Annotated in this window: 16 protein-coding genes and 1 tRNA gene; 6 read left to right on the top strand and 11 right to left on the bottom strand. The window is 71.8% G+C overall.

Translation table 11 applies throughout. The annotated features are described in order from the left end of the window. Positions 1-59: 59 nt before the first annotated feature. The 10 genes from G495_RS0108235 to ftsH form a co-directional block, all read right to left on the bottom strand. Positions 60-1142, bottom strand: a complete 1083-nt coding sequence (locus G495_RS0108235; RefSeq protein WP_028587423.1) for a TRAP transporter substrate-binding protein — start codon at positions 1140-1142, stop codon at positions 60-62. A 532-nt stretch (positions 1143-1674) separates the two neighbouring features. Beyond that, positions 1675-2919, bottom strand: coding sequence for an EAL and HDOD domain-containing protein (locus G495_RS0108230; RefSeq protein WP_028587422.1), 1245 nt, complete (start codon positions 2917-2919; stop codon positions 1675-1677). Positions 2920-2999: 80 nt separating this feature from the next. Next, a complete protein-coding gene (locus tag G495_RS0108225) occupies positions 3000-3497 on the bottom strand; it encodes a DUF2867 domain-containing protein (protein ID WP_028587421.1) in 498 nt (165 codons plus the stop codon). A gap of 108 nt (positions 3498-3605) precedes the next feature. Then, positions 3606-6017, bottom strand: coding sequence for a replication restart helicase PriA (gene priA / locus G495_RS0108220; protein ID WP_051445194.1), 2412 nt, complete (start codon positions 6015-6017; stop codon positions 3606-3608). A 198-nt stretch (positions 6018-6215) separates the two neighbouring features. Then, positions 6216-7085, bottom strand: a complete 870-nt coding sequence (gene galU / locus G495_RS0108215) for a UTP--glucose-1-phosphate uridylyltransferase GalU (RefSeq protein WP_028587419.1) — start codon at positions 7083-7085, stop codon at positions 6216-6218. 61 nt (positions 7086-7146) lie between these two features. Then, on the bottom strand, positions 7147-8499 hold the full coding sequence (glmM, locus tag G495_RS0108210; protein ID WP_028587418.1) for a phosphoglucosamine mutase: 1353 nt from the start codon (positions 8497-8499) through the stop codon (positions 7147-7149). A gap of 66 nt (positions 8500-8565) precedes the next feature. Then, on the bottom strand, positions 8566-9468 hold the full coding sequence (locus G495_RS0108205; RefSeq protein WP_028587417.1) for a CdaR family protein: 903 nt from the start codon (positions 9466-9468) through the stop codon (positions 8566-8568). Positions 9469-9471: 3 nt separating this feature from the next. Further along, entirely contained in the window at positions 9472-10224 is a 753-nt protein-coding gene (gene cdaA, locus G495_RS0108200) for a diadenylate cyclase CdaA (RefSeq protein WP_028587416.1), read from the bottom strand. Beyond that, complete coding sequence (gene folP / locus G495_RS18290; RefSeq protein ID WP_051445193.1) at positions 10221-11132, bottom strand: dihydropteroate synthase; 912 nt, start codon at positions 11130-11132, stop codon at positions 10221-10223. The genes cdaA and folP overlap by 4 nt, the downstream gene beginning before the upstream one ends. Before the next feature lie 3 nt (positions 11133-11135). Next, positions 11136-13322, bottom strand: a complete 2187-nt coding sequence (gene ftsH, locus G495_RS0108190; RefSeq protein ID WP_028587415.1) for an ATP-dependent zinc metalloprotease FtsH — start codon at positions 13320-13322, stop codon at positions 11136-11138. A gap of 380 nt (positions 13323-13702) precedes the next feature. On the opposite strand from ftsH, the gene G495_RS0108185 reads away from it, so the two are divergent. The 3 genes from G495_RS0108185 to G495_RS0108175 all read left to right on the top strand — a co-directional run bounded on the left by G495_RS0108185 (position 13703) and on the right by G495_RS0108175 (position 16979). Continuing rightward, a tRNA-Sec gene (locus tag G495_RS0108185) sits at positions 13703-13796 on the top strand. Between the two features lie 280 nt (positions 13797-14076). Further along, positions 14077-15552, top strand: a complete 1476-nt coding sequence (locus G495_RS0108180) for an ATP-binding protein (RefSeq protein ID WP_028587414.1) — start codon at positions 14077-14079, stop codon at positions 15550-15552. Further along, entirely contained in the window at positions 15537-16979 is a 1443-nt protein-coding gene (locus G495_RS0108175) for a sigma-54-dependent transcriptional regulator (RefSeq protein ID WP_028587413.1), read from the top strand. Before G495_RS0108180 ends, G495_RS0108175 begins: the two co-directional genes overlap by 16 nt. 161 nt (positions 16980-17140) lie before the next feature. On the opposite strand, the gene G495_RS21030 is transcribed toward G495_RS0108175, so the two are convergent. Beyond that, on the bottom strand, positions 17141-18166 hold the full coding sequence (locus tag G495_RS21030) for a Smr/MutS family protein (RefSeq protein ID WP_051445192.1): 1026 nt from the start codon (positions 18164-18166) through the stop codon (positions 17141-17143). Between the two features lie 306 nt (positions 18167-18472). Between G495_RS21030 and G495_RS0108165 the strand changes: the two genes are divergently transcribed. The 3 genes from G495_RS0108165 to G495_RS0108155 all read left to right on the top strand — a co-directional run bounded on the left by G495_RS0108165 (position 18473) and on the right by G495_RS0108155 (position 22192). Next, the gene (locus G495_RS0108165) at positions 18473-19621 is read left to right on the top strand and encodes a transporter substrate-binding domain-containing protein (protein ID WP_028587412.1); all 1149 of its coding nucleotides are present in this window, start codon (positions 18473-18475) and stop codon (positions 19619-19621) included. A 126-nt stretch (positions 19622-19747) separates the two neighbouring features. After that, a complete protein-coding gene (locus tag G495_RS0108160; RefSeq protein ID WP_028587411.1) occupies positions 19748-20698 on the top strand; it encodes a glucokinase in 951 nt (316 codons plus the stop codon). Between the two features lie 198 nt (positions 20699-20896). Continuing rightward, the gene (locus tag G495_RS0108155; protein ID WP_028587410.1) at positions 20897-22192 is read left to right on the top strand and encodes a TolC family protein; all 1296 of its coding nucleotides are present in this window, start codon (positions 20897-20899) and stop codon (positions 22190-22192) included. Positions 22193-22209: the final 17 nt, after the last annotated feature.

Below are 22209 nucleotides of genomic sequence, written 5' to 3'. Positions count from 1 at the left end.
GCGAAAGGCCGCCGCTCCCCGGGGAGCGGCGGCCCTTCGGTTTTCGGCCCGGCGCGGGGCTAGACCATCCGCGCGAAGTATTCCTTGTCCGTGACCGCCGTCCAGCTCAGCCACTCGGCCATGAAGGCCTTGTAGTCGTCGTGGATCTTGCGGGCCATGGGGTCCTTTTCGGCCTCCTCTTCGAGCACCTCGGCGGACAGGGTGCGGAAGGTGGCCAGCACCTCGTCGGGGAAGGAGACGATCTCCACCTTGCCCTCGGCGCGGATTTCGGCCAGGGCGCGGGCGCTCTGGATGTCGAACTCGGCGAGCATGACGCTGGTCATCTTGGCGGCGGCGGCGTCGAGCACGGCCTTGAGGTCCGCAGGCAGGGCCTCGTAGGCGGCCTTGTTGAAGACCACCTCGGTGAAGCCCGTGGGCTCCTGCCAGGCGGGGGTGTAGTAGTACTTGGCCACGCGGTTCAGGCCCATGCGCAGGTCGAGCACGGGGCCGACCCAGTCGGTGGCGTCGATGACGCCGCGCTCCAGCGAGGTGTAGACCTCGCCGCCGGGCAGAAGGACCACCGAGGCCCCGGCCTTGGAGTAGACCTTGCCCGCCAGCCCCGGGAAGCGCAGCTTCAGGCCCTTGAGGGCCTCCAGGGAATCGACCTTCTTGTTGAACCAGCCGCCCATCTGGAAGGACGTGGAGCCCAGGGGCCGGGGCACGAGGTTGAAGCGCGCGTACAGCTCCTCCCACAGGGCCAGGCCGTTGCCCGCGTGGAACCAGGCGTTGTACCCGGCGGTGTTCATGCCGAAGGGCACCGAGGTGAACCACTGGGTGCCGGGGTGGTTGCCCGCCCAGTAGTAGGACGCGCTGTGGTAGCACTGGACCATGCCCTGGGACACGGCGTCGAAGGCGCCCATGGGCGGCACCAGCTCGCCCCCCGCGTAGACCTCGATGGTCAGCTCGCCGTCGGACAGCTCGTCCACCAGCTTGGCGAAGCGCTCGGCGCCGGTTTGCAGGATGGGCATCCCGGCGGGCCAGGAGGTGACCATCTTCCAGGAAAAGGACGGCTTGGCCAGGACGGCGGGGGCCGCCACGGCCCCGGCGGCCACGCCAGCGGCCAGGCCGATGCCGGATTTCTTCAGGAACTCGCGACGTTTCATGGGAAATCTACCTCGGATGCAAGGGGTTGGAATAATCTATCGGCAGGGCATAGCGCATTTCGCGGCCCAGGGAAAGGGCGCATGCGGGGCCCGGGGCGCAGGGTGGCGGGTGCGGGGCGGGGTGTGGGCGCGGGGTGGCAGGGGGCGAGGGTTCGGGCTTGGGCCCGGGTGCGGCGGGGGACGGCGCGCAGCGGGCAGGGCCGCGTGGCGGGAAGCCGGGGCGCGAACGCGGCGCTGCGCGCGGCTCAGGAGCGCCGGGCGCGGCGGTCCGGGCCTGCGCAAGGCCCCGGCTGCGGCGCATCCGCATCAGGCCCCATGCGCCGCGCACCAGCGGCAAGGCCGGACGCTTCAGCCAGGCCGGGTTTCGCCAACGGGCCTGCGCCGCCTCGCCTCCCTGCGCGGACGCAAGAGCCAGCGAGTTGCCCCGCTGGCTCCACGAATGCGTTTGTTTCGGGAATCACGCTGCGTCACAAGGCGCGCCACCACTCTCCCGACCGGGGCGGGGCGTGCGCGACGCCTTGCAGCGCCCCGGCTAGTTGCGCGCGGCCAGGAACATGTCCGCCCACTGCACCGCCGAGGCGTAGGCGGCCTTGACCGTTTCCAGGTCGAAGCCCAGGCGGGCGCATTGGGCGCGCAGGCCGTCCCAGTCGCCGTCCTCCAGGGCCTCCATGAGCAGGAACAGGCCTTCGTGGTCGTTGCCCGGGGTGCGGCGCAGTGAGCCCTGGAGCTTGGCGTCCAGGGGCAGCAGCCCGGCCACCTCGGCCATGGGCATGCCCAGGATGGCGTCCAGCAGGGAGAATAGCCCGAGCAGGAACATGGTCCCGGGGTTGAAGTCCCAGTAGTCGTACTCGGTGGTGATGATCTCCAGGAAGCGCCCGCGCTGCATGGACAGGGTGGCCAGCTCCTGGGGCGCCTCGCCCTGCCCGGCCATATCGGCCAGCAGCACGGCTCGCAGCCAGCCCTTGAGCTTGTCCCAGCCCAGCAGGCGCACGGCGTGGTCCACGGACTCCACCTTGTGCAGCAGGCCGAAGGCCGGGCTGTTGAGCAGGGTCAGCAGCCGGAAGCTCACGGCCACATCGCCCTTGACGGCGGCGGCCATGGCGTCCAGGTCGGGGTCGTCGGCTTCCATGAGCCGCAGCATCTTGAGCCGCGAGACCTCGCTGGAGGTCAGCTTGCGCCCGGGCAGCAGCTCGGCTTCCTTGATGAACGGGCCCTGGAACAGGGTGTGGCCGTGGTCGCGGGCGGCCTGGAACTGCTCGATGTTGCGCACGCCCCGGGCCAGGGTCTGGGCCTTCTTGGCGGCCAGCCGCGCCATGGCCGGGGGCAGGGCGCCGGGGCCCTGCTCCATGATGAGCACGTCGGCCAGCCGCGCGGCCCCCAGGGCCGGGGAGCCGGGGGCCACGTCCAGGGCCACGAGGTAGCCCTCGGCGCGCAGGGCCTCCAGGGCCGCCAGCAGCTCGGGCGAGGGCTTGCCCTCCAGGTGCAGGCGCAGGCAGCCGCCCTGGGGCGGCAGGGCCCGGGGCAGCCCGGCCAGCACCCCTGCGGCGTCGAAGGCGACCATGACCTTCTTGCCGCGGTCCAGGGCCTCGCGCAGGCCGAAATAGGTGCTCGACCCCAGGCTGGTGGCGGCCTCCTGCCCGGGGAAGAGGTGGAAGATGCCCTGGCGCACCTCCCCGCCCAGCAGCTCGTAGCCCCAGACCCGGCGCTTGGCGTCGAGCACGGGCTGGCGGGCGAAGAACACGGGGTTGGCCCCTGCGGAACCGATGGCGTCGTGCATGGATTCTCCTGTCATTGTCGGGACGATAGCCCGAATGGCGAGAATCCGTCAATGCTCAAGGGCGATGCTGTGCTGCCTTGCTATCCTTTGGCCCCGGCGCGCATCATGGCCGCGACCACGAGGTGGTGGAACGGGCGGATCAGGGTGAAGTACACGGGGCCGGTCCAATGCAGGTGGCGGACCGAGGTGAAGACATGGAACCGGTTGCGCCCGGGGCCCAGGGCTTCGGCAACCACGCCGACCCAGGCCTCCAGGTGTCTGTCCCTGGGGGCCTGGGCCACCCAGTAGGCGTCCTCCCGCGCGGCGCGGACAACGAAGAACGACACATGCCCTCCGGGCGTGAAAGGCAGTTCCCGGGGCGCCAACGCCGGGCCCGCTCCGCCGTGGCGCTCCAGGCCGAGGGCCGTAGCCAGCAGCCGCCGGACCCGGTAGAGGACCCTCAGCCAGGGCGGGGCATAGCCGAGCATTCCGGCCAGGAATTCCCGCAGGCTCCTGTCGCTGTCCACATGCTTCGTGTCGGTGTGGTCCATGCCCTGGAAGTAGATGTCCAGTTCCCTGTGGCTGTGGATGCCGTCCATGGGGTTCGCTCCTGGCTTGCGGTGGCGCCGTACCTGCCGGGCGTCCGCGATGGTGTGGGAAGGCCCCCCCCTGCGCGGGGGCGGGCCTGGCCTGTCCCGTGCATTGTCCTACAGCATGCTCACCGGGTCCAGGTCCAGGCTGGTGCGGATCTTGGGGTGGGTGGCGAGGTGGCGGCGGGTTTCGGCGTACAAGGTGCGCACGGCGGGCCAGTCCTGGGCCTTGAGCAGGCACTGGTAGCGCTTGCGGCCCCGCAACAGGCCCAGGGGCGAGGGCGCGGGGCCGAGCACGCGCACGCCGCTGCGCAGGCCCAGGCCCGGCAGGGTCCGCGCCAGCTCCATCACCGCCGCATGGCCGGGGGCGTAGTCCGCCGGGAAGTTCATGCGCAAGAGCGCCAGCTTGGTGAAGGGCGGGTAGCCGTACTTGCGGCGCAGCTCCAGCTCCTGGGCGAAGAAGCCCTCGTAGTCGCTGGCGCGCACATGGCTCCAGCAGTAGTGCTCGGGGCTGCGGGTCTGGATGAGCACGCGGCCCGGCTTGTCGCCGCGCCCGGCGCGCCCGGCCACCTGGACCATGAGCTGGAACATGCGCTCGGCGGCGCGGTAGTCGGGCACGTTGAGCCCCAGGTCGCCTTCCACCACGGCCACCAGCGTGACCCCCGGGAAGTGGTGGCCCTTGGAGAGCATCTGCGTGCCCACCAGCACCTGGGCCCGGCCCGCCGCGAAGTCGGCCAGGATTTCCTCCATGCGCCCGGGGCGGCGGGTGCTGTCGCGGTCCAGCCGCAGCACGCCCGCGCCGGGCACCAGATGTTCCAGGGCCTCGGCCAGGTTCTCGGTGCCCTCGCCCATGGGCAGCCAGTTGGAGCTGCCGCAGGCGCAGACCTTGGGGAAGGGCTCGGCGCCGCCGCAGTAGTGGCAGACCAGCCGTTCGCGGGCCTTGTGGTAGGTCAGGCCCACGTCGCACTGGGCGCAGCGCGCGGTCTTGCCGCAGTCCAGGCAGTACATCACCGGCGCGTAGCCCCGGCGGTTGAGCAGGATCACGGCCTGGTCGCCGTCGGCCACGGCGTCGCGCAGGGCCCGGGCCGTCACCGCCGCGAAGGGCCCCTCGGCGGGCGGGCGGGTCCGCAGGTCCACCAGGTCCACGGGCGGCAGGGCGCGCCCGCCCACGCGCGTTCCCAGCACCACCTTGCCCACGGCGCCCTGGGCCGCGGCGTGGAAGGTCTTCACGTCGGGCGTGGCCGAGCCGAGCACCAGCAGCCCCCCGGCGCGCGAGGCCAGGAAGTGCGCCACCTCCTTGGCCTGATAGGGCAGGCGCTCCTCCTGCTTGAAGGACGCGTCGTGCTCCTCGTCGAGCACCACCAGCCCGGGGTCGCGCAGGGGCAGGAACAGGGCCGAGCGCGTGCCCACCACCACCAGCGGCCCGCGCGCCGCCGCCACCTCGGTGAAGGTCCGCTCGCGGCGCGCCGGGCTCTGGTAGCCGTGGTGCAGCAGCACCGTGCGCCCCGGGAAATGCGCCGTGGCCGCGCGGTGCAGGGCGCAGGCCAGGGCCACCTCCGGGGCCAGCAGCAGCACCGCCCGCCCGGCCTCCAGCGCGCGCTCGGCCAGGCGCAGGTAGAGCAGGGTCTTGCCGCTGCCCGTGACGCCGTAGACCAGCCGGGTCTGCCCGCCGGGCTGGCCCAGGGCCAGGGTCAGCTCGTCCAGGGCGCTGTGCTGCTCGGGGGTCAGCTCGGGCGCGCCGCCGCCCGGGGCCTCGTCCGGCTCCAGGGCGCAGGCCTCGGGCTCGTGGAATTCCGGGGCCGGGCCGATGCGCACCAGGCCCATGGCCACCAGGCGGTTCAGGGCCTGGGCCGCGCCTGGGCCCAGGGCCTCGCCCAGCCGGGGCCGGGGCACGGGCCCGGCCTCCCAGAGGTATTCGAGGATGTCCATCTGCCGCTTGGCCGCCGGGCGCACGGGCCAGGGCGGGTCCTGGGCCACGGTGCAGTATTCCTGCTCCTTTTCATGGCGCCGCTCGGCGCATACGCGCATCCGGCCCTGGGCCCACAGTGCGGCCAGGGCCGCCAGGGCTTCGGGCTCGCGGGCGGCCAGGGCCGCCAGGGCCCCGGCCCCCAGGCGCGCGGGAAAGCGCGGGTCGAAGACCCGGAAGCTCACGCGCAGGGCGCGCAGCCCGTGGGGCAGCAGGTTGTCCAGCACGCGGCCCACGGGCTCCATCTGCCGCGCGGCGAGGTTGGCGGCCAGGGCCATGTAGTCCGGCCCCAGCAGCGGTTCGGCCTCCACGGGCCAGAGCAGGTCGCGCAGGCGCACGCCCTCGGGCACGTCGGCGGGCGGGGTGTCCTGGCGGCGCACCAGGGCGCCCAGGCGCGTGGACGCGCCCACGGGCACCAGCACGCGCAGCCCCGCCGCCCAGGTGTCCGGCGGCAGGTGCGGCGGCTCCGCGTAGGTGTAGACGGCAAAGGGCGCGCCCAGCAGGGCCACCTGCCAGTAGCCGCGCGCGGGCTCGCCGGGGGTCGGGGTCGTCGGTCGGGTCATGGTTTCCGGGGCGTGTCGCCTGGGCCGTGTTGCTGGGGAGACGCCTGGGGCATCCTCGCCCCGGGGCCGGGGCGCGTCAAGGCCCGGGGCGGGGCGCGCCATGCGCCGGGCGGGCCCGGCACGGCAAGGCCCCCGGGGGCGGGGCGTCCGCGCCGGGGGCCTGGATGCGCCGGGCCCGGGGGGCCGGGCCGGGGCCGCCTACTTGCAGGACAGCAGTTCCTGGAGGTTGCGCACCAGATCGTCGCGCAATTCCTCGTCCTGCAAGGCGAAATAGATGTTGGCCGTCAGGTATTCGGCCCAGTCGCCCGCGTCGAAGCGCCGCCCGCGCATGCGCACGGCCAGCAGGCGCCCTTCCTTGGCCATGATCTCCAGGGCGTCGGTGAGCTGGATTTCGCCGCCCACCCCGGGCTTCAGGCCGCGCAGGTGGTCGAAGACCTCGGGCATGAGCACGTAGCGGCCGACCACGGCCATGCGCGAGGGCGCGTCGGCCACGGCGGGCTTCTCGACCATCTGGCGCACGCGGAAGATGCCCGGGGCGTACTCCTCGCCCTGGATGATGCCGTAGCGGTCCACCTTGTTGAGCGGCACCTCGACCACGCCGACCACCGAAAGACCCTCGGCCTTGGCCACGTCCACCAGCTGCTTGATGCCCGGCTCCATGCCGAACATCAGGTCATCGCCGACCATGACCGCGAAGGGGTCGTCGTTGATGACGCCCTGGGCGCAGAGCACGGCGTGGCCCAGGCCGAGCTGCTTCTTCTGGCGCACGGAGATGATGCTGGCCATCTCGGCCACGGCGCGGATCTCCTCCAGCAGCTCGGTCTTGCCCTTGCGCTCCAGCAGCTCTTCGAGCACCCAGTTGTGGTCGAAGTGGTCCTCGATGATGGTCTTGGTCTGGTTGTTGATGAAGACCACCTCGGTCAGGCCGGTGTTGATGGCCTCTTCGACCACGTACTGCACCACGGGCTTCTTGTAGATGGGCAGCAGCTCCTTGGGGACGTTCTTGGTGGCCGGCAGGGAGCGCGTGCCCCAGCCCGCGACGGGAATCACGACTTTGCGGATGTTCATGGTCGGTCTCCTTGGTTCTGCGTGCGTGGTGCCTTGGGGGCCAGGATACCGCAAGTGCCCGTTAATTCAAGACCCGGCGGACCACTTCGGCCAGGGCGTCGGCCAGGGCGCGCACCTGGACGGTGTCCTGGCCCTCGACCATGACCCGGGCCTTGGCCTCGGTGCCGGAGTAGCGCAGCAGCACGCGCCCGCGCCCGGCCAGCTCGGCCTCGGCCTGGGCTACGGCGTCCATGAGCTCGGGCAGCTCCTCGAAGGCGCGCTTGCCCGCCACGGGCACGTTGACCAGCACCTGGGGGTAGGGCGTGAGCAGGCCCGCCAGTTCCGACAGGGGCCGCTGGCGCGCGATCATGATGCGCAGCAGTTGCAGCGCGGCCAGGATGCCGTCGCCGGTGGTGGAGTAGTTGGAGAAGATCAGGTGCCCGGACTGCTCGCCGCCCAGCACCGCGCCCTCGCGGCGCATGGCCTCGGCCACGTAGCGGTCGCCCACGGGCGTGCGCAGCAGCCTGCCGCCGTGCTCGCGCATGAAGACCTCCAGGGCCATGTTGCTCATCACCGTGGCCACGAGCAGGTTGCCGCACAGGGCCCCGCGCTCCATCTTGTCCAGGGCGCACAGGGCCATGATCTGGTCGCCGTCGAGCACGGTGCCCTTCTCGTCCACCACGATGAGCCGGTCGCCGTCGCCGTCCAGGGCCAGGCCGATGTCCGCGCCCTCGGCCACCACGCGCGCGGCGACCTTGTCGGGGTGCAGCGAGCCGCAGCCCTCGTTGATGTTGGTGCCGTCGGGCGAGACGCCCATGGCCACCACCTCGGCCCCCAGCTCGCCCAGGACCATGGGCGCCACGCGGTAGGTGGCGCCGTGGGCGCAGTCGAGCACGATCTTCACGCCGTCCAGGGTCCGGTCCGCCGGGAAGGTGTGCTTGAGGGTCACCACGTAGCGGCCCATGCTGTCCACCACGCGGGCGGTCTTGCCCACGCGGTCCTGGGGCGGGTAGTCCCAGTCGGCGCAGGGGTCCAGCACCAGGTCGGCGATCTCGTCCTCCACGGCGTCGGGCAGCTTGTAGCCCTGGCTGTCGAAGAACTTGATGCCGTTGTCGTAGTAGGGGTTGTGCGAGGCGGAGATGACCACGCCCAGGTCGCAGCGCATGCTGCGCGTGAGAAACGAGATGGCCGGGGTGGGCATGGGGCCCACGAGCATCACGTCCATGCCCGCGGCGCACAGCCCCGAGGTCAGGGCCGTCTCGAAGATGTAGCCGGAGATGCGCGTGTCCTTGCCGATGAGCACCTTGTGGCGTTTCTTGCCGTTGCGGAAATACTGCCCGGCGGCCAGGCCCAGGCGCAGGACCGTCTCGGGCAGCATGGGGAACTCGTTGACCCTGCCGCGCAACCCGTCGGTGCCGAAGAAGCGTTTGACCATTGTTCCTCTCGATACGCAAATATGCCGCGCCATTGGCGGGAAGATCGTGAAAAGCGAGGCGCGATGCTACTTCTTTTTGACCCTGACTTCCAGTGTTTCGGGGGCCACCTTTTCCAGGGTGCAGCCGTCGGGCAGCTTGATGCGCACGGGCATCTGGTGCGTGCCTGGCTCCAGGCCCGAGGGCGGCAAAACGTAGGCCATGCACTGCTCGGCGAGGTCCTGCGCGCGCGCCAGCGGCAGCGGCACCAGGGCGCGCACCTGCACGGTGGACGGTGACGCGTCCACGCCTTCCAGGGTTTCGGGCAGCACCCGCACGGGCAGCTTGAGCCAGATGCTCTTGCGCTTGACGGCGAATTCCACCGCCACGCGCACCGCCGAGGGCTCGGCGGACAGGCCCCGGGGCAGGTCCAGCTCGGCGCGCACCACGTGCTCGCCCTGGCCGGTGGCGTTCACGGCCACCTCGCGGGTGGCCAGCTCCTCGAGCTTGGACACCGCGGCCATGGGCCCGCGCACGCGCACCTCCGCGGGCAGCGCGGTGGCCGCCACCAGCTCGTAGTCCTTGCCGGGGGCGCCGGTCCAGACCGGACGCACGGGCAGCTCGCGTTCCATGAGCCGGTCCGCCGTCAGGGTCACGCCCGGGGGGTCGATGGCCACCACTTCCAGGGCCATGGACAGCGGGACGTTCTCGGCCTCGAAGGGAATCGTCGTCTCGCCGGGCTCCAGGCCGGACAGGTCCAGGGAATAGGCCGGGCGCCGTTCTTCGAGGCGGCGCACCAGGGCCCGGGGCCCGCGCACGCGCACGGCGATCTTGTCGGCCATGCCGCCCAGCACGAGCATGTCGGGCCGGGCGCCCACGACCTCCACGGGCATCTCCACCACGGTCTGGACCTTCTCGCGGCCCGTGACGATGTACCAGCAGGCCAGGGCCAGGGCCAGGGCCATCAGCCGGTATTGCCAGTTGCGCAGCATGGCCTACTTCTCCCAGGCCCGTTTGAGGACGCGGCGCAGGCGCACCTCGTCCAGGGCGGCGGTGAGCCGCCCGCCGATGGCTATGGACACCTCGCCGCGCTCCTCGGAGACGACCACGGCCACGGCGTCGGTTTCCTCGGTGATGCCAATGGCCGCGCGGTGGCGCGTGCCGAAGGTCGATTTCTGGCGCACGCCCGAGGCCAGGGGCAGGATGCAGCCCGCCGCCAGCACCCGCCCGGCGCGCAGCAGCACGGCCCCGTCGTGCAGGGGCGTGTCGGTCTGGAAGATGGTCAGCAGCAGGTCGCGCGACAGGCGGGCGTCCAGGGTCACCCCGCGCTCGGTGAGGTCGCCCAGGGGTACGTTCTTCTCGATGACCACCAGGGCGCCGATGTGCCGCCGGGCCATGTCGAGCATGGCGGTGACGAGCTGGTCGAAGACCTCGTCGGCCACGCTGGGCCGCTTGCGCCACAGCCGCCCCGCCCCCACCTGCGACAGGGCGTTGCGGATGTCGCCCTGGAACAGGATGATGACCACCAGGAAGATGGAGCCCAGGAAGTTGGCCAAAAGCCAGTTGAGGGTCAGCAGGCCGAAGACCTCGGAGAGGTAGTAGACCACGGCCACCAGCAACAGCCCCCAGAGCACCGACAGCGCCCGGGTGCCCCGGATGAGCAGGATCAGCCGGTAGAAGATGAAGGCCACCAGCGCGATGTCCACGATCTCGCGCCAGGAGATGCGCAGCCAGCCGAGGTCGATCACGGGAGGAGCCCTCCGGGCCGGGGCGCTGGCCCCTGGCGGTTTCGCAGCGCCTCGGCCACGGTGAGGGTCTGCACCGTGCGGGCCACGTCGTGGACGCGGTGGATGCGCACCCCGCGCGAGGCCAGCACGGCCACGGCGGCCTGGGTGGGCCAGGCGCGCTCCCCCAGGGGCAGGCCGAGCAGGTGCTGGAACATGGACTTGTTGGACAGCCCCACGTACAGCGGCAGGCCCAGCACGCCGAAGGCCTCGATATTGCGCAGGATCTCCAGGTTGTGCTCCAGGGTCTTGCCGAAGCCGATGCCGGGGTCGATGACGATGTTGTCTTCGGGCAGGCCTGCGGCGGTCAGGGCGCGCAGGCGTTCCTCGAAGAAGGCGATGATGTCGTGGACCACGTTGGCGTAGCGCGGGTCCTGCTGCATGGCGTCCGGGCGGCCCAGGCTGTGCATGAGCACGTAGCCGGGCTTGTACTGCCCGAGCACGTCCAGCAGGGCGGGGTCGAAGCGGCAGGCCGAGATGTCGTTGACCACGGCGGCCCCGGCCTCCAGGCAGGCGGCGGCCACCTCGGCCTTGAAGGTGTCCACCGAGACCACGGCGGCGGGCCCGGCGGCGAGGTCCTGGGTCCGGGCGATGTGTGCGGCCAGCTCGCGCACCACGGGCAGCACCCGGGCCAGCTCCTGGCTGGCGGGCACGGCCTGGGCCCCCGGGCGGGTGGATTCGCCGCCCACGTCGAGCACTGCGGCGCCCTCGTCCAGCAGGCGCCTGCCGTGGGCAGCCGCCGAGGTCGGGTCGTCATGGGCCCCGCCGTCGAAGAACGAATCCGGCGTGACGTTGACGATGCCGACCACGAAAAAGGGGGCCGGGCCAAGGACCCGTCCCCCGATCACGTTCCAGAAGATGCGCTCCTGCATGGCCTAGTTTCCGCTCTTGTCCTTCTCCCCGGCGCGGGGCGCGGGGGCGTCGTCGGGCTCCAGGCGGAACTCGCCTCCGTCCTGCTGGGCGGCGGCCACGTCCAGCTCGCCGTCCATGACCTTGCGGAACAGGCTCTTGGGCCTGTCCTGGGGCGGCGGGGGCGTGGCGCCCGCCATGGGCGAGGCGTATTCGCCGGCCATGCGCTCCTGGCCCGCGTCCGCGTCCGGAGCCGAGGCCGAAGCCCCGCCCCCCGGTGCGGCGGGGGCCGCCGGGGCCGCCGGGGCCGCGCCGCCGGGCGCCGCCGGGGCCGCGCCCGATCCGCCCGATCCGCCGCCCGACCCGTCGGGGCCGGGCTGGCCCAGGGCCGGGCCGTCCTGGGCGCCGGGGCCAGCGAGCTTGGGCAGGGCTTGGCCCTGCATGATCAGGTCGATGTCGGCGCCCGAGATGGTCTCGCGCTCCAGCAGGGCCTTGGCGATGGCGTGCAGCGAGTCCAGGTTGTCGCGGATCAGGGTCAGGGCCCGCTCGTTGGCCTCGTCCACCAGGCGGCGGATCTCGGAGTCGATGAGCCGGGCCGTGTCCTCGCTGTGGACCTTGTGGCGGATCATTTCGCGGCCCAGGAACACCGAGTCGTCCTTCTCGGCCAGGGCCAGGGGCCCGATGGCGTCGCTCATGCCCCACTGGGTGACCATCTTGCGGGCGATGCCCGTGGCGCGCTCGATGTCGTTGCTGGCGCCGGTGGTGCGCTGGCCGAAGATCAGCTCCTCGGCGGCGCGCCCGGCCAGAAGGCCCGAGAGCTGGCCTTCGAGGTATTCGCGGCTGTAGTTGTGGCGGTCGTCCACGGGCAGGTGCATGGTCACGCCCAGGGCCATGCCGCGCGGGATGATGGAGACCTTGTGTACCGGGTCGGCGTGGGGCAGCAGCTTGCCGATGAGGGCGTGGCCCGCCTCGTGGTAGGCCGTGGTGCGCTTCTCCTCCTCGGAGAGGATCACGCTGCGCCGCTCCTTGCCCATGAGCACCTTGTCCTTGGCGGTCTCGAAGTCGGCCATGAGCACCTGGTCGCGCCCGAGCTTGGCGGCTTGCAGCGCGGCCTCGTTGACGAGGTTTTCCAGGTCCGCCCCGGAGAAGCCGGGGGTGCCGCGGGCGATGACGTCGGTGTCCACGTCGGCGCCCAGGGGCGTGCGCTTGGTGTGCACGTCCAGGATGCGCTTGCGCCCGCGCACGTCGGGGGTGGGCACCACCACCTGGCGGTCGAAGCGGCCCGGGCGCAACAGCGCCGGGTCGAGCACGTCGGGGCGGTTGGTGGCGGCGATGAGGATGACGCCCTCGTTGGACTCGAAGCCGTCCATTTCCACCAGCAGCTGGTTCAGGGTCTGTTCGCGCTCGTCGTGGCCGCCGCCCAGGCCTGCGCCGCGCTGGCGGCCCACGGCGTCGATTTCGTCGATGAAGATCAGGCAGGGCGCGTTCTTCTTGCCCTGGATGAACAGGTCACGCACGCGCGAGGCGCCCACGCCCACGAACATTTCCACGAAGTCCGAGCCGGAGATGGAGAAGAAGGGCACCCCGGCCTCGCCCGCCACGGCGCGCGCCAGCAGGGTCTTGCCCGTGCCGGGAGGGCCGACGAGCAGCACGCCCTTGGGGATGCGCCCGCCCAGGCGGGTGAACTTGCGCGGGTTGGACAAGAAGTCCACCACCTCGGTCAGCTCCTCCTTGGCCTCGTCCACCCCGGCCACGTCGTCGAAGGTGACCTTGGACTGGTCCTGGGTGATCATCTTGGCCCGCGAGCGCCCGAAGCTCATGGCCTTGCCCCCGCCGGACTGCATCTGGCGCATGAAGAAGATCCACACGCCGATGAGCAGCAACATGGGGAACCAGGAGACGAACACCGTGAGCCAGGGCGAATCCTCTACGGGCTTGGCCTTGACCTGGATGCCCTTGTCCACGAGCTTGCCCACCAGGGCGGGATCGTCGGGGGCGTAGGTGCTGAAGCGCTCGCCCGAGACGGTCTGGCCCAGGATGTCGCGGCCCTGGATGGTGACCTCGGTGATCTGGCTGTTCTCCACGTTCTGCAGGAACTCGGTGTAGCTCATGGTGAGCTGGGCACGCGGCGGCTGGTTGAACATGTTGAACAGGAAGACCATCACCAGCGAGATGGCCAACCAGAGGAAAAGATTCCGGGTGACGTTATTCAAGGCGTCTGCTCCTCGTTGTGCGCTCGTCGGGAGGGGGCGCGGGGCCCCGGTCGGGTGACTATAAGTCCCCGGGCGGGGGCAGGCAATGGCGGGCTGCGCATTTTGCGGCGGCTTCGCGCCAGCCGTGGCGGCCCAGAATTTCAACTACCACAGCGGCCTTGCCCTGTCCACGCAAAGGGTGGGGGCGGGTGCGGCGCGGGCGGGCGGCGGATGGGCGCGGGGTGGTTGGGGCTGGCGCGGCGCGGGGAAGGCAGGGTGAGGCTGGCGCGCGCGGGGAGGGCCGCCGCGCGCTGCATCGCCGCGCCCGGTGCCGGACCGTGCGCAGGCCGCCGCCCCTTGCCCAAGCCCGCCGCACCTGCTAGACAGGCGTTTCCCGGCGTGGAAGCGTTTCGTCACCGGTGTGGCGCCTGGTCTTCAAAACCAGTGTGCGGGCTTACCCCCGCAGGTAGGTTCGACTCCTATACGCTTCCGCCACCTTCTGAAATCATTGTGCACTTCCTGAATGAAACGGCCCTTCCCGCGCAGGCATGGCGGGGAGGGCTTCGTGTTTCCTGCGCCTCGGGGGCCGCTGGTGGCCCGCCCATGCCCCGCCGCCGGTTTGGCCCCCGGGCCCGCCAGGGTCCGGGCGCCCCGGCCCCGCCTTGCTGCGCCGCCCGGCCCCGGCGCGGCGAGATTCCCCTTGCAATGGCCGCCTGTTGCGGGTTTGATGGCCCAGCCCCGGGCCCGACGCCTGGGGCCGGAGGTGCCGCGTCCCATGGCCCGCTTGTCCCTGCGTGTGCATATCTTTTCGCTGCTGGCGGCCATCATGGCCGTGGCCCTGGCCGGTGGGGCCATGGTCCTGTGGTACGCCCACAAGGCCGACTCGCTGCTGTCGGACGTGCTGGACCGCGACTTCGTGGCCTACGAGACCGCCGGGCTGCTGGCCGAGGCCCTGCTGGAGCAGCGCGGCCTGGTCACCTACTATTTCCTGGACGCCGACCCCGAGTGGCTCGCCCAGCTGGAACGCAGCCGCGCCGGGTTCGAGGCCCTGCTGGCCCGGGCCCGGACCCTGGCCCCCGACGCCGAGGCCCAGACGCTGGTGGGCGAGATCGAGTCGCGCTACCTGCACTACGTCCAGGCCCGCGACCAGGTGCTGGACCTCTACCGTGCCGGGCGGCGCGAGGAGGGCACCGCGCTGCACCGCGAGGTGCGCGGCCAGTACGCCCAGGTCCACCTGCTGTGCCGGGAGCACCGCGCGCTGCACGAGGGCCGGATGCGCGAGGCGGCCCACGCCAGCCGCCAGCGCATGGCCGTGGTCCGGGGTGCGGCCCTGGGCTTCATGCCCGTGGCCCTGACCCTGGCGGGCGTGCTGGCCTACGTGCTGGTGTGCCACGTGCTGCGGCCCATCCACAACCTGGCCGAGGCCATGGACCTCACGGCGCGCGGCCAGGGCAACGAGATCACCGCCCTGGGCCGGCGCGTGCGGGCCCTGATCCAGGACGTGGGCACCACGCGGCACAAGCTGGAGGAAAGCCGCGAACACCTGGTGCAGAGCGAGCGGTGGGCGCTGACCGGCAAGCTGGCCGCCAGCGTGGCCCACAGCATCCGCAACCCGCTGACCTCGGTGAAGATCCGCCTGTTCTCCCTGGGCCGCAGCCTGCGCCTGAGCGAGGAGCAGCGCGAGGACTTCGAGGTCATCACCGAGGAGATCGGGCATATCGACGCCATCGCCAGGAATTTCCTGGACTTCTCCCGCCCGGCCAAGCTGCGCAAGCAGCAGGTCAGCCCCGTGGAGATCGTGCACAGCGCCCTGACCCTCATGCGCCACCGCCTGGAGTCCTACGGCGTGGAGGTGGATCTCAAGGCCCCGGCGGACCTGCGCCCGGTCATCGCCGACCCCGAGCAGATCAAGGAGGTGCTGGTGAACCTGCTGGTCAACGCCTGCGAGGCCATGCCCGGGGGCGGGCGCATCGCCATCTCCGTGGAGCCGGGCTACGTGGACCCCATGGGCAGCGTGGTGGTGGTGCGCGTGGCCGACACGGGCCCGGGCATCCCCGCCGCCCTGCGCGACAAGGTCTTCCAGCCCTTTTTCAGCTCCAAGGAGGAGGGTACCGGCCTGGGCCTGGCCATCGCCCGGCGCATCGTCGAGGAGCACGGCGGATGGATCACGGTCAAACCCGGCGAGGGCGGCGGGGCGCAGTTCTCCATCACCCTGCCCGGCAGGGAGGACGCCAAATGGCACAGATCCTGATCGTGGACGACGACGCCCAGCTGCGCGAGAGCTTCCGCCGCCTGCTGGCCCAGGAGGGCCACGACGTGCGCACGGCCAACTCCGCCGAGGCCGGGGTGCGCGCCGTGGGCGAGGCCGTGCCCGATCTGGTCATCATGGACGTGCGCCTGCCGGGCATGAACGGGCTGGAGGGCTTCCGGGCCATGCGCGCCCTGGAGCCCCGGCTCACGGCCATCATCATGACCGCCTACGGCACCACGGACACGGCCATCGAGGCCACCCGCCTGGGCGCCTTCGACTACGTGCTCAAGCCCTTCGACATCCCCGACATCCTGCACCTCATCGCCCAGGCCCTGGAGGCCGGACGCTTCCAGCGCCGGGCCGTGGCCGTGGACGCCGGGCCCGGCGACGAGGGCGGCGACGCCCTGGTGGGCCGCAGCGCGGCCATGCAGGGCCTGTACAAGGCCATCGGCCGCGTGGCGGGCACCGAGGCCACGGTACTGGTGCGCGGCGAGTCGGGCACCGGCAAGGAGCTGGTGGCCCGGCTGGTCTATCAGCACAGCCCGCGCAAGGACGGCCCCTTCGTGGTCATCAACTGCGTGGCCATCCCCGAAACGCTGCTGGAGAGCGAGCTGTTCGGCTACGAGAAGGGCGCCTTCACGGGCGCCACGGCCCGGCGCGTGGGCAAGATCGAGCAGGCCGACGGCGGCACGGTGTTCCTGGACGAGATCGGCGACATGCCCCTGCCCATCCAGGGCAAGCTGTTGCGCCTGCTGGAGGAGCGCAGCGTGGAGCGCCTGGGCGGCTCCGGGCCGCGCCCGGTGGACGTGCGCATCATCGCCGCCACCAACCGCGACCTGGAGGCCGCCGTGGCCGAGGGGCGCTTCCGCGAGGACCTCTACTACCGGCTGCGGGTGGTCACCCTGTGGCTGCCGCCGCTGCGCGAGCGCGAGGGCGACGTGGACCTGCTGGCCGACCATTTCCTGGCCCGCCAGGCCCGCGAGATGGAAGTACCCGCGCCGGGGTTCACCGACGCCGCCCGCCGGGCCCTGGCCGGGCACTCCTGGCCGGGCAACGTGCGCGAGCTGGCCAACGCCGTGCACAAGGCGCTGATCTTCTCGCGCGGGGCGCCCCTGGGGGCCGACGAGGTCCTGGGCGCCATCCACGGCGACCGGCCCGGGGACGCCCCGCCGGGGGACGATTTCGACGAGGCCGTGGGCCGCTTCGTGCGCGCCCGGCTCACGCGCGGCGGCGAGCACGTGCTCGACGAGGTGGTGGACCATTTCGCCGCGCGGACCATCGAGGAGGCCCTGCGCCTGACGGGCGGCAACCGCACCCAGGCCGCGCGGCTGCTGGGCGTCTCGCGGCCCACGCTGCTGGCGCGCATGGACCGTTACGCCATCCGCGTCCAGGCCCTGGTGTCCGGACGAGGCGAGGGCCGGGGCTGAGGCCCGCCGCCTGTCTCGCCGGCTGTCGAAAACGTTCCTTCCGGGGCCGTGCAGGACGGCAGGCTGGTGCTCCGGAACAATGCAAGCCCTCGCGTGTCGGGACACACGCGAGGGCTTGGGTTTTTTGAGCAATGTGGCCGCGTGCCCGTCGGGGCGGTCTGCTAGGCGTCCCAGTCGGCAGGCAGGCGGTCCCATTGGACCTTGCCCAGTGATTTCTTGTGCTTGCGCAAGAGGACGTAGAGCGCGCCCGGGCCGCCGTCGCGCGGCTGGGCCGTGACGAAGGCCAGCACCACGCGGCGCAGGGGCTCGCGGGTCAGCCAGAGCTGGACCTCGTCGCGCAGGATGCCGCGTCCGTCGGGCGAGTTGCGCCCCCGCCCCGTGACCAGCACGAGCGTGCGCCGCCCCAGCAGATAGCTGCGGCGGATGAAGTCCACCGTGGAGTAGAGGGCCTGCTCGGTGTTCAGGCCGTGCAGGTCGTGGTGGGCTTCCACCGAGAAGGCCCCGGCGCGCAGCTTGTTGAATATCTTGGGGTCCAGCCCTGTGACGTGGCCGTGCTGGTACTCCTCGGTGAACTCCAGCTGGAAGTCGATTTCCCCGCGCACCAGGCGGCGCAGCTGCTCGCGGGCCAGGGCCTCGGGGTGGGCGGGCGCCGGGGGGGCGGGCGGCTCGACGGCCTTGGGCACATCGCGCCCGCCGGTGCCGTCCAGCCGGGCCACGTCGCCCATGGCGCCCAGGAACAGGGCCGCGTCCTCGGGGTCGGGGGGCTCGGGGAGCGCGGCAGGGGCGGCGGGGGGCTGCGTCTCGCGGCGGCGCAGGGGCTGCGTCGCGGGCCCGGGGTCCGCCGGGGCGGCGTCCCTGGCGTCGCGCGCGGCCTTGTGGCGCTCGTGCTCCTTGAGCAGGTCGCCGAAGGGGCGCTCGTCCAGGTCCCGCTGGTGCGGCTGGGGCTGCGGCGCGCGGGCCTTGCGGCCCATGGCGCCCATGGCGCGCAGGAAGATGTCGTCCTCGGCCTGCAAGGCGTCCGCAGGCCCGGGCGCGGCGGGAGCGCCGGACGCCTTGGGCGCCGGGGCGGCCTTGGCCGGGCGCGCCTTGGCCCCGGGGGCGTCCTTGCCCTTGGCGTCGGCGTCCTTGAGCTTCAGCCCGGCGCCGCGCAGGGCCTTGAAGGGATTGTTGGCAAAGTCGTCGGTCACGGCGGTCCTCCGGCCAGAACAGTGGCCACCCGCGCGGCGGCTGTCAAGGCGCCAGGGTGCTTCCGCCGCGCCCGGGCCCGTGGTATCCTGGCGCCGCGCGCCCTGGGCGCCGCGAATCTTTTTTCAGGCCGGGCGGGGATGGCGGGCCGCCGGTGCCCTGGCCCCGCCCGGGGGGCGCCGCGCTCACGGCGCCGCAGCATGGTGCCGTTTCGCGGCGCCCCGCTAAAGATTGTGGCCATTGCGCCGACAAGACGAGGAGAACGGGCGCGGGCTGCCTCCGCCGCCCCGCCGCCGCAGGAGCCGATCATGAAACGCATCCCGTCCGTCCTTGTGGCCCTGGCCCTGGTGGCCGCGCTGCTGCCGCTGCCCGGCGCGCGCGGCGCCGAGAAGAAGATCTGCGCCTTCGACCGGGCCTTCATCCCCTTTTCCTTCGTGCGCAACCAGCAGCCCACGGGCTTCGAGGTCGAGGTCCTGGAGGCGGCCCTGGCGGGCACGGGGCTGGGCATCGAGTTCAAGCCCATGCGCAGCTGGGAGCAGGGCCAGGCCGAGCTGGCCAGCGGCGTGGTGCACATCGCCCCGGGCGTCACGCGCTCGGAACTGCGCGACAAGCTCTTCATCTACCCCTCCGTGCCCACGGTGGAGCTGGGGCTCAAGTTCTTCGTCAACCGCGCCTCGCTGATCCGCAGTGTGGACCAGTTGCGCGGGCAGACCATCGCCACTCGCCGCGACTCGGTGACGCAGCTGCTGCTCCAGGAGTTCGGCGGGGTCAAGGTGCGCCTGTACGAGGACGACGAGAAGGCCCTGGCCGCAGTGCAGACCGGCGACGCCCAGGCCTACCTGGGCGCCGACAAGCTCGCCTGGGACATCATCGCCCGCCGGGACATGAAGAATATCGTTGTCGTGGGCCGGACGCTGCACAAGGAGCCGTTGTACTTCGCCCTCTACAAGGGCGAAACGGCCCTGCGCGACATGGTGGACCGGGGCCTGAAGCAGATCATGGCCAACGGCGAGTACGACCGCATCTACCGCAAATGGTTCGTGCCCGAACTGAGCACGCAGGACATGCAGGCCCTGGTGACCAAGGCCGTGGCCGAACTGCCCGTGGCCCACGCCCCGCGCACGGGCGCCCCCCGGGCGGCGGCGGTCTCCACGCGCTCGGGCGCGGTCTACACGGGCGCCTCGGTGGAGGGCCAGCGCGAGGGCATCGGGGTCTCGGCCCTGGAGGCGGCGGTGGCCAAGGCCGTGGGCGCGGGCGACCTGGAGCTGCGCGCCGCCGTGGTGGTGGACGCCAAGGGCCGCGCCGTGCCGCCCACGGCCCCGGAGCGCGACCTGCTCACGGGCTTCGACCGCGGGGTGCTGGTGGTGCTCGAGCCCAACCCCGGCGAGCACGAGGCCTGGATGGCCCCGGCCCTGCTGCCCTTCGCCCCGGGCATGCCCGGGCGCTCCGCCGAATAGTCCGCGCGCCCGGAGAACCTCTCCGCCCCGGGTGCGTCGCACGGCGCGAGGGGCGCGCCAGTCCGCCCGGAGAACCTGCCTCCCGGGGGGCTCCCCGGGCCGTGTTTTTTGTGTTATTCCCCCGCCATGACGACCATCCTTGCCGCCGATATCGGCGCCACCAACGCGCGTTTCGCCGCCTTCGAGCATGGCCCGGGCGGGCTGGCCATGGGCCCTGCCGTCTGGCTGGACTCCGCCGGGGCCGGGTCCTTCGCGGGGTTGCTGGAGGCCCTGCGCGGGGCCGGGGCGCCCGTGGACCCCGGGCGGGCCGACGTGGTGGCCCTGGCCGTGCCCGGCCCGGTGCGCGGCGGCGTGGCCTGCGATCCGCCCAACCTGTCCTGGGGCATCGACGTGTCCGACCCCGGGGCCCTGGGCCTGGGGCGCGTGGTGCTGCTCAACGATTTCGAGGCCCAGGCCTGGGCCTGCCTGACGGGCGTCATGGCCGACGCCCTGCCCGTGCTGGACGGCGCCCTGGGCGCGCAGGGGCCCCTGGCCGTGCTCGGCCCGGGCACGGGCATGGGCCAGGCAGCCCTGTTGCCCGACGGCAGGGGCGGGCATGTGGTCCTGGCCTCCGAGGGCGGGCACGCGCTGTTCCCCTTCCAGGGCCAGGAGGAGTTCGCCTTCCAGCGCTTCCTGCTGGCGCGCACGGGGCGGACCCAGGTCGTCGGCGACATGGTCGTTTCCGGGTCGGGGCTGGCCGCCGTGCATGCCTTTTTGAGCGGCGAGGACCTCGCCCCGGCCCGGGTGGGGGCCGGGCTGGCCGGGCACCCGCGTACCTTGCGCTGGGCGGCGCGCTTCCTGGGCCGGGCCTGCCGCAACCATGTGCTCCAGACGGCGGCCCGGGGCGGGCTGGTGGTCTGCGGCGGGGTGGCGGCGCACAACCCCGCCCTGGCGACCGATCCGGCCTTCGCCGCCGAGTTCCTGGCCAGCGACACCCACGCGGAGTTGCTGGCCGCCGTGCCCGTGCGCCTGAACGCCAGGCAGGACAGCGGGCTGTGGGGCGCGGCCCTGTTCGGGGCCCGAGCTCTCGGCCTGTGAAAATATTCCCGCTGCATGGCCCGGCAAAAGCCCTTCGCGCGCAAGGCGTTTCGGGGGCAAGCCCGCGCCGTTGCATTGGCGCGGGCGGCCTTTTCATGAGAAGGAGTTGACTTTTTCCTGCGGGAACAATAACAATTCTTTAAGTTAATAAGGCGGAGCCGCGTCCGCTGCAACGCTGCTATCATGCCGGGGGTAGCCTTGAAACACATTATCTTGTACGCCGCATGCGCGGCGCTGGTGCTTTCGGTGTTTTCGGCCCGCGCGCAGGCCACCGGCCTGCCGGATCTTTTGCCTGAAATGCTGACCACCCACGAGCGGGCCCAGGCCGCCGTGGAGGCGCAGGACGCCGCCGCCTTCCGCCACCGTCAGGCCGAGTCGGGCTGGTATCCCAAGCTCGACCTCACCGGCGACTTCAGCAAGGAAAACTTCGACACCAACAAGCAGGCCGCCCAGAACAACTACCGCAACATCCAGAAGCTGCGCGGCACCCAGCTGCTCTACGACTTCGGCAGGACCGACAGCATCATCGGCCAGATGGGCGCCACCGCCGAGCAGGCCGAGCAGCAGAAGGTGCTCACCCGCCAGGCCCTGATCCTCGAAGGCGTCACCGCCTACGTGAACCTGCTCAAGTACACCCGCACCCTGGCCTTCGCCATGCAGTCGGTGGAGAGCTTCAAGAAGCAGTCGGGTATCGAGGAAGTGCTGGTGGAGAAGGGCGCGGGCCTGTCCTCCGACGTGCTCCAGGCCAAGTACAAGCTCTCCGGCGCCCTGGGCACCCAGGTGGCCGTGGAAGGGCAGTTGGCCAACGCCAAGAGTCGCTTCCTGGCTGTCTACGGCTTCGAGGTCTCCGACGCCGACGTGCTGGGCTTCGACGCCCCGCTGGTGCCCTACGACAAGATTCCGGCCTCCCTGGACGACGCCGTGGCCGCGGCCCTGCAGGGCAACCCGGAGCTGCTCATCGTCCAGAAGTCCGTGCAGGTGGCCGAGGCCGCCCTGGAGGCCGCCAACGCCCAGTTCTACCCCTCCTTCAACGCCTTCTGGGAATACTGGCGCAAGGAGAACGACGCGGGCAACCGCGACACGGTGCAGCTCGAACAGCGCGTGGGCGTGGAATACACCTACAACCTGCTCAACGGCGGGGGAGACATGGAGGCCGTCAAGGCCGCCTTCCACGACCGCGAGGCCGGGCGGAACTCCCTCAAGGACATGGAGCGCACCATCGAGGAGCGCATCCGCACCGCCTGGCAGAACCTGCTCACCGCCCGGGCCCGGGCCGAGTGGTTCCGCAGCCAGGCGTCCATCCTCGAGGGCTTCCTGGAGCTGGCCCGCAAGGAGCGCACCCTGGGCAACCGCTCGCTGCTCGATGTGCTGGCCGCGGAAACCGATTTCTACACCGCCCAGATCCAGCTCGTGGGCGCCGAGTACGACCAGATGATCGAGGCCTTCAACCTGCTCTACGTCATGGGCCGGCTGGAACTGGAGCTGTTCCTCTAGCGGTCCGCCGGAGGCGT

The organism is Desulfocurvus vexinensis DSM 17965 (assembly GCF_000519125.1).
Classification (GTDB): Bacteria; Desulfobacterota; Desulfovibrionia; order Desulfovibrionales; family Desulfovibrionaceae; genus Desulfocurvus; species Desulfocurvus vexinensis.
This window is presented reverse-complemented; position numbering and strand designations above follow the sequence as displayed.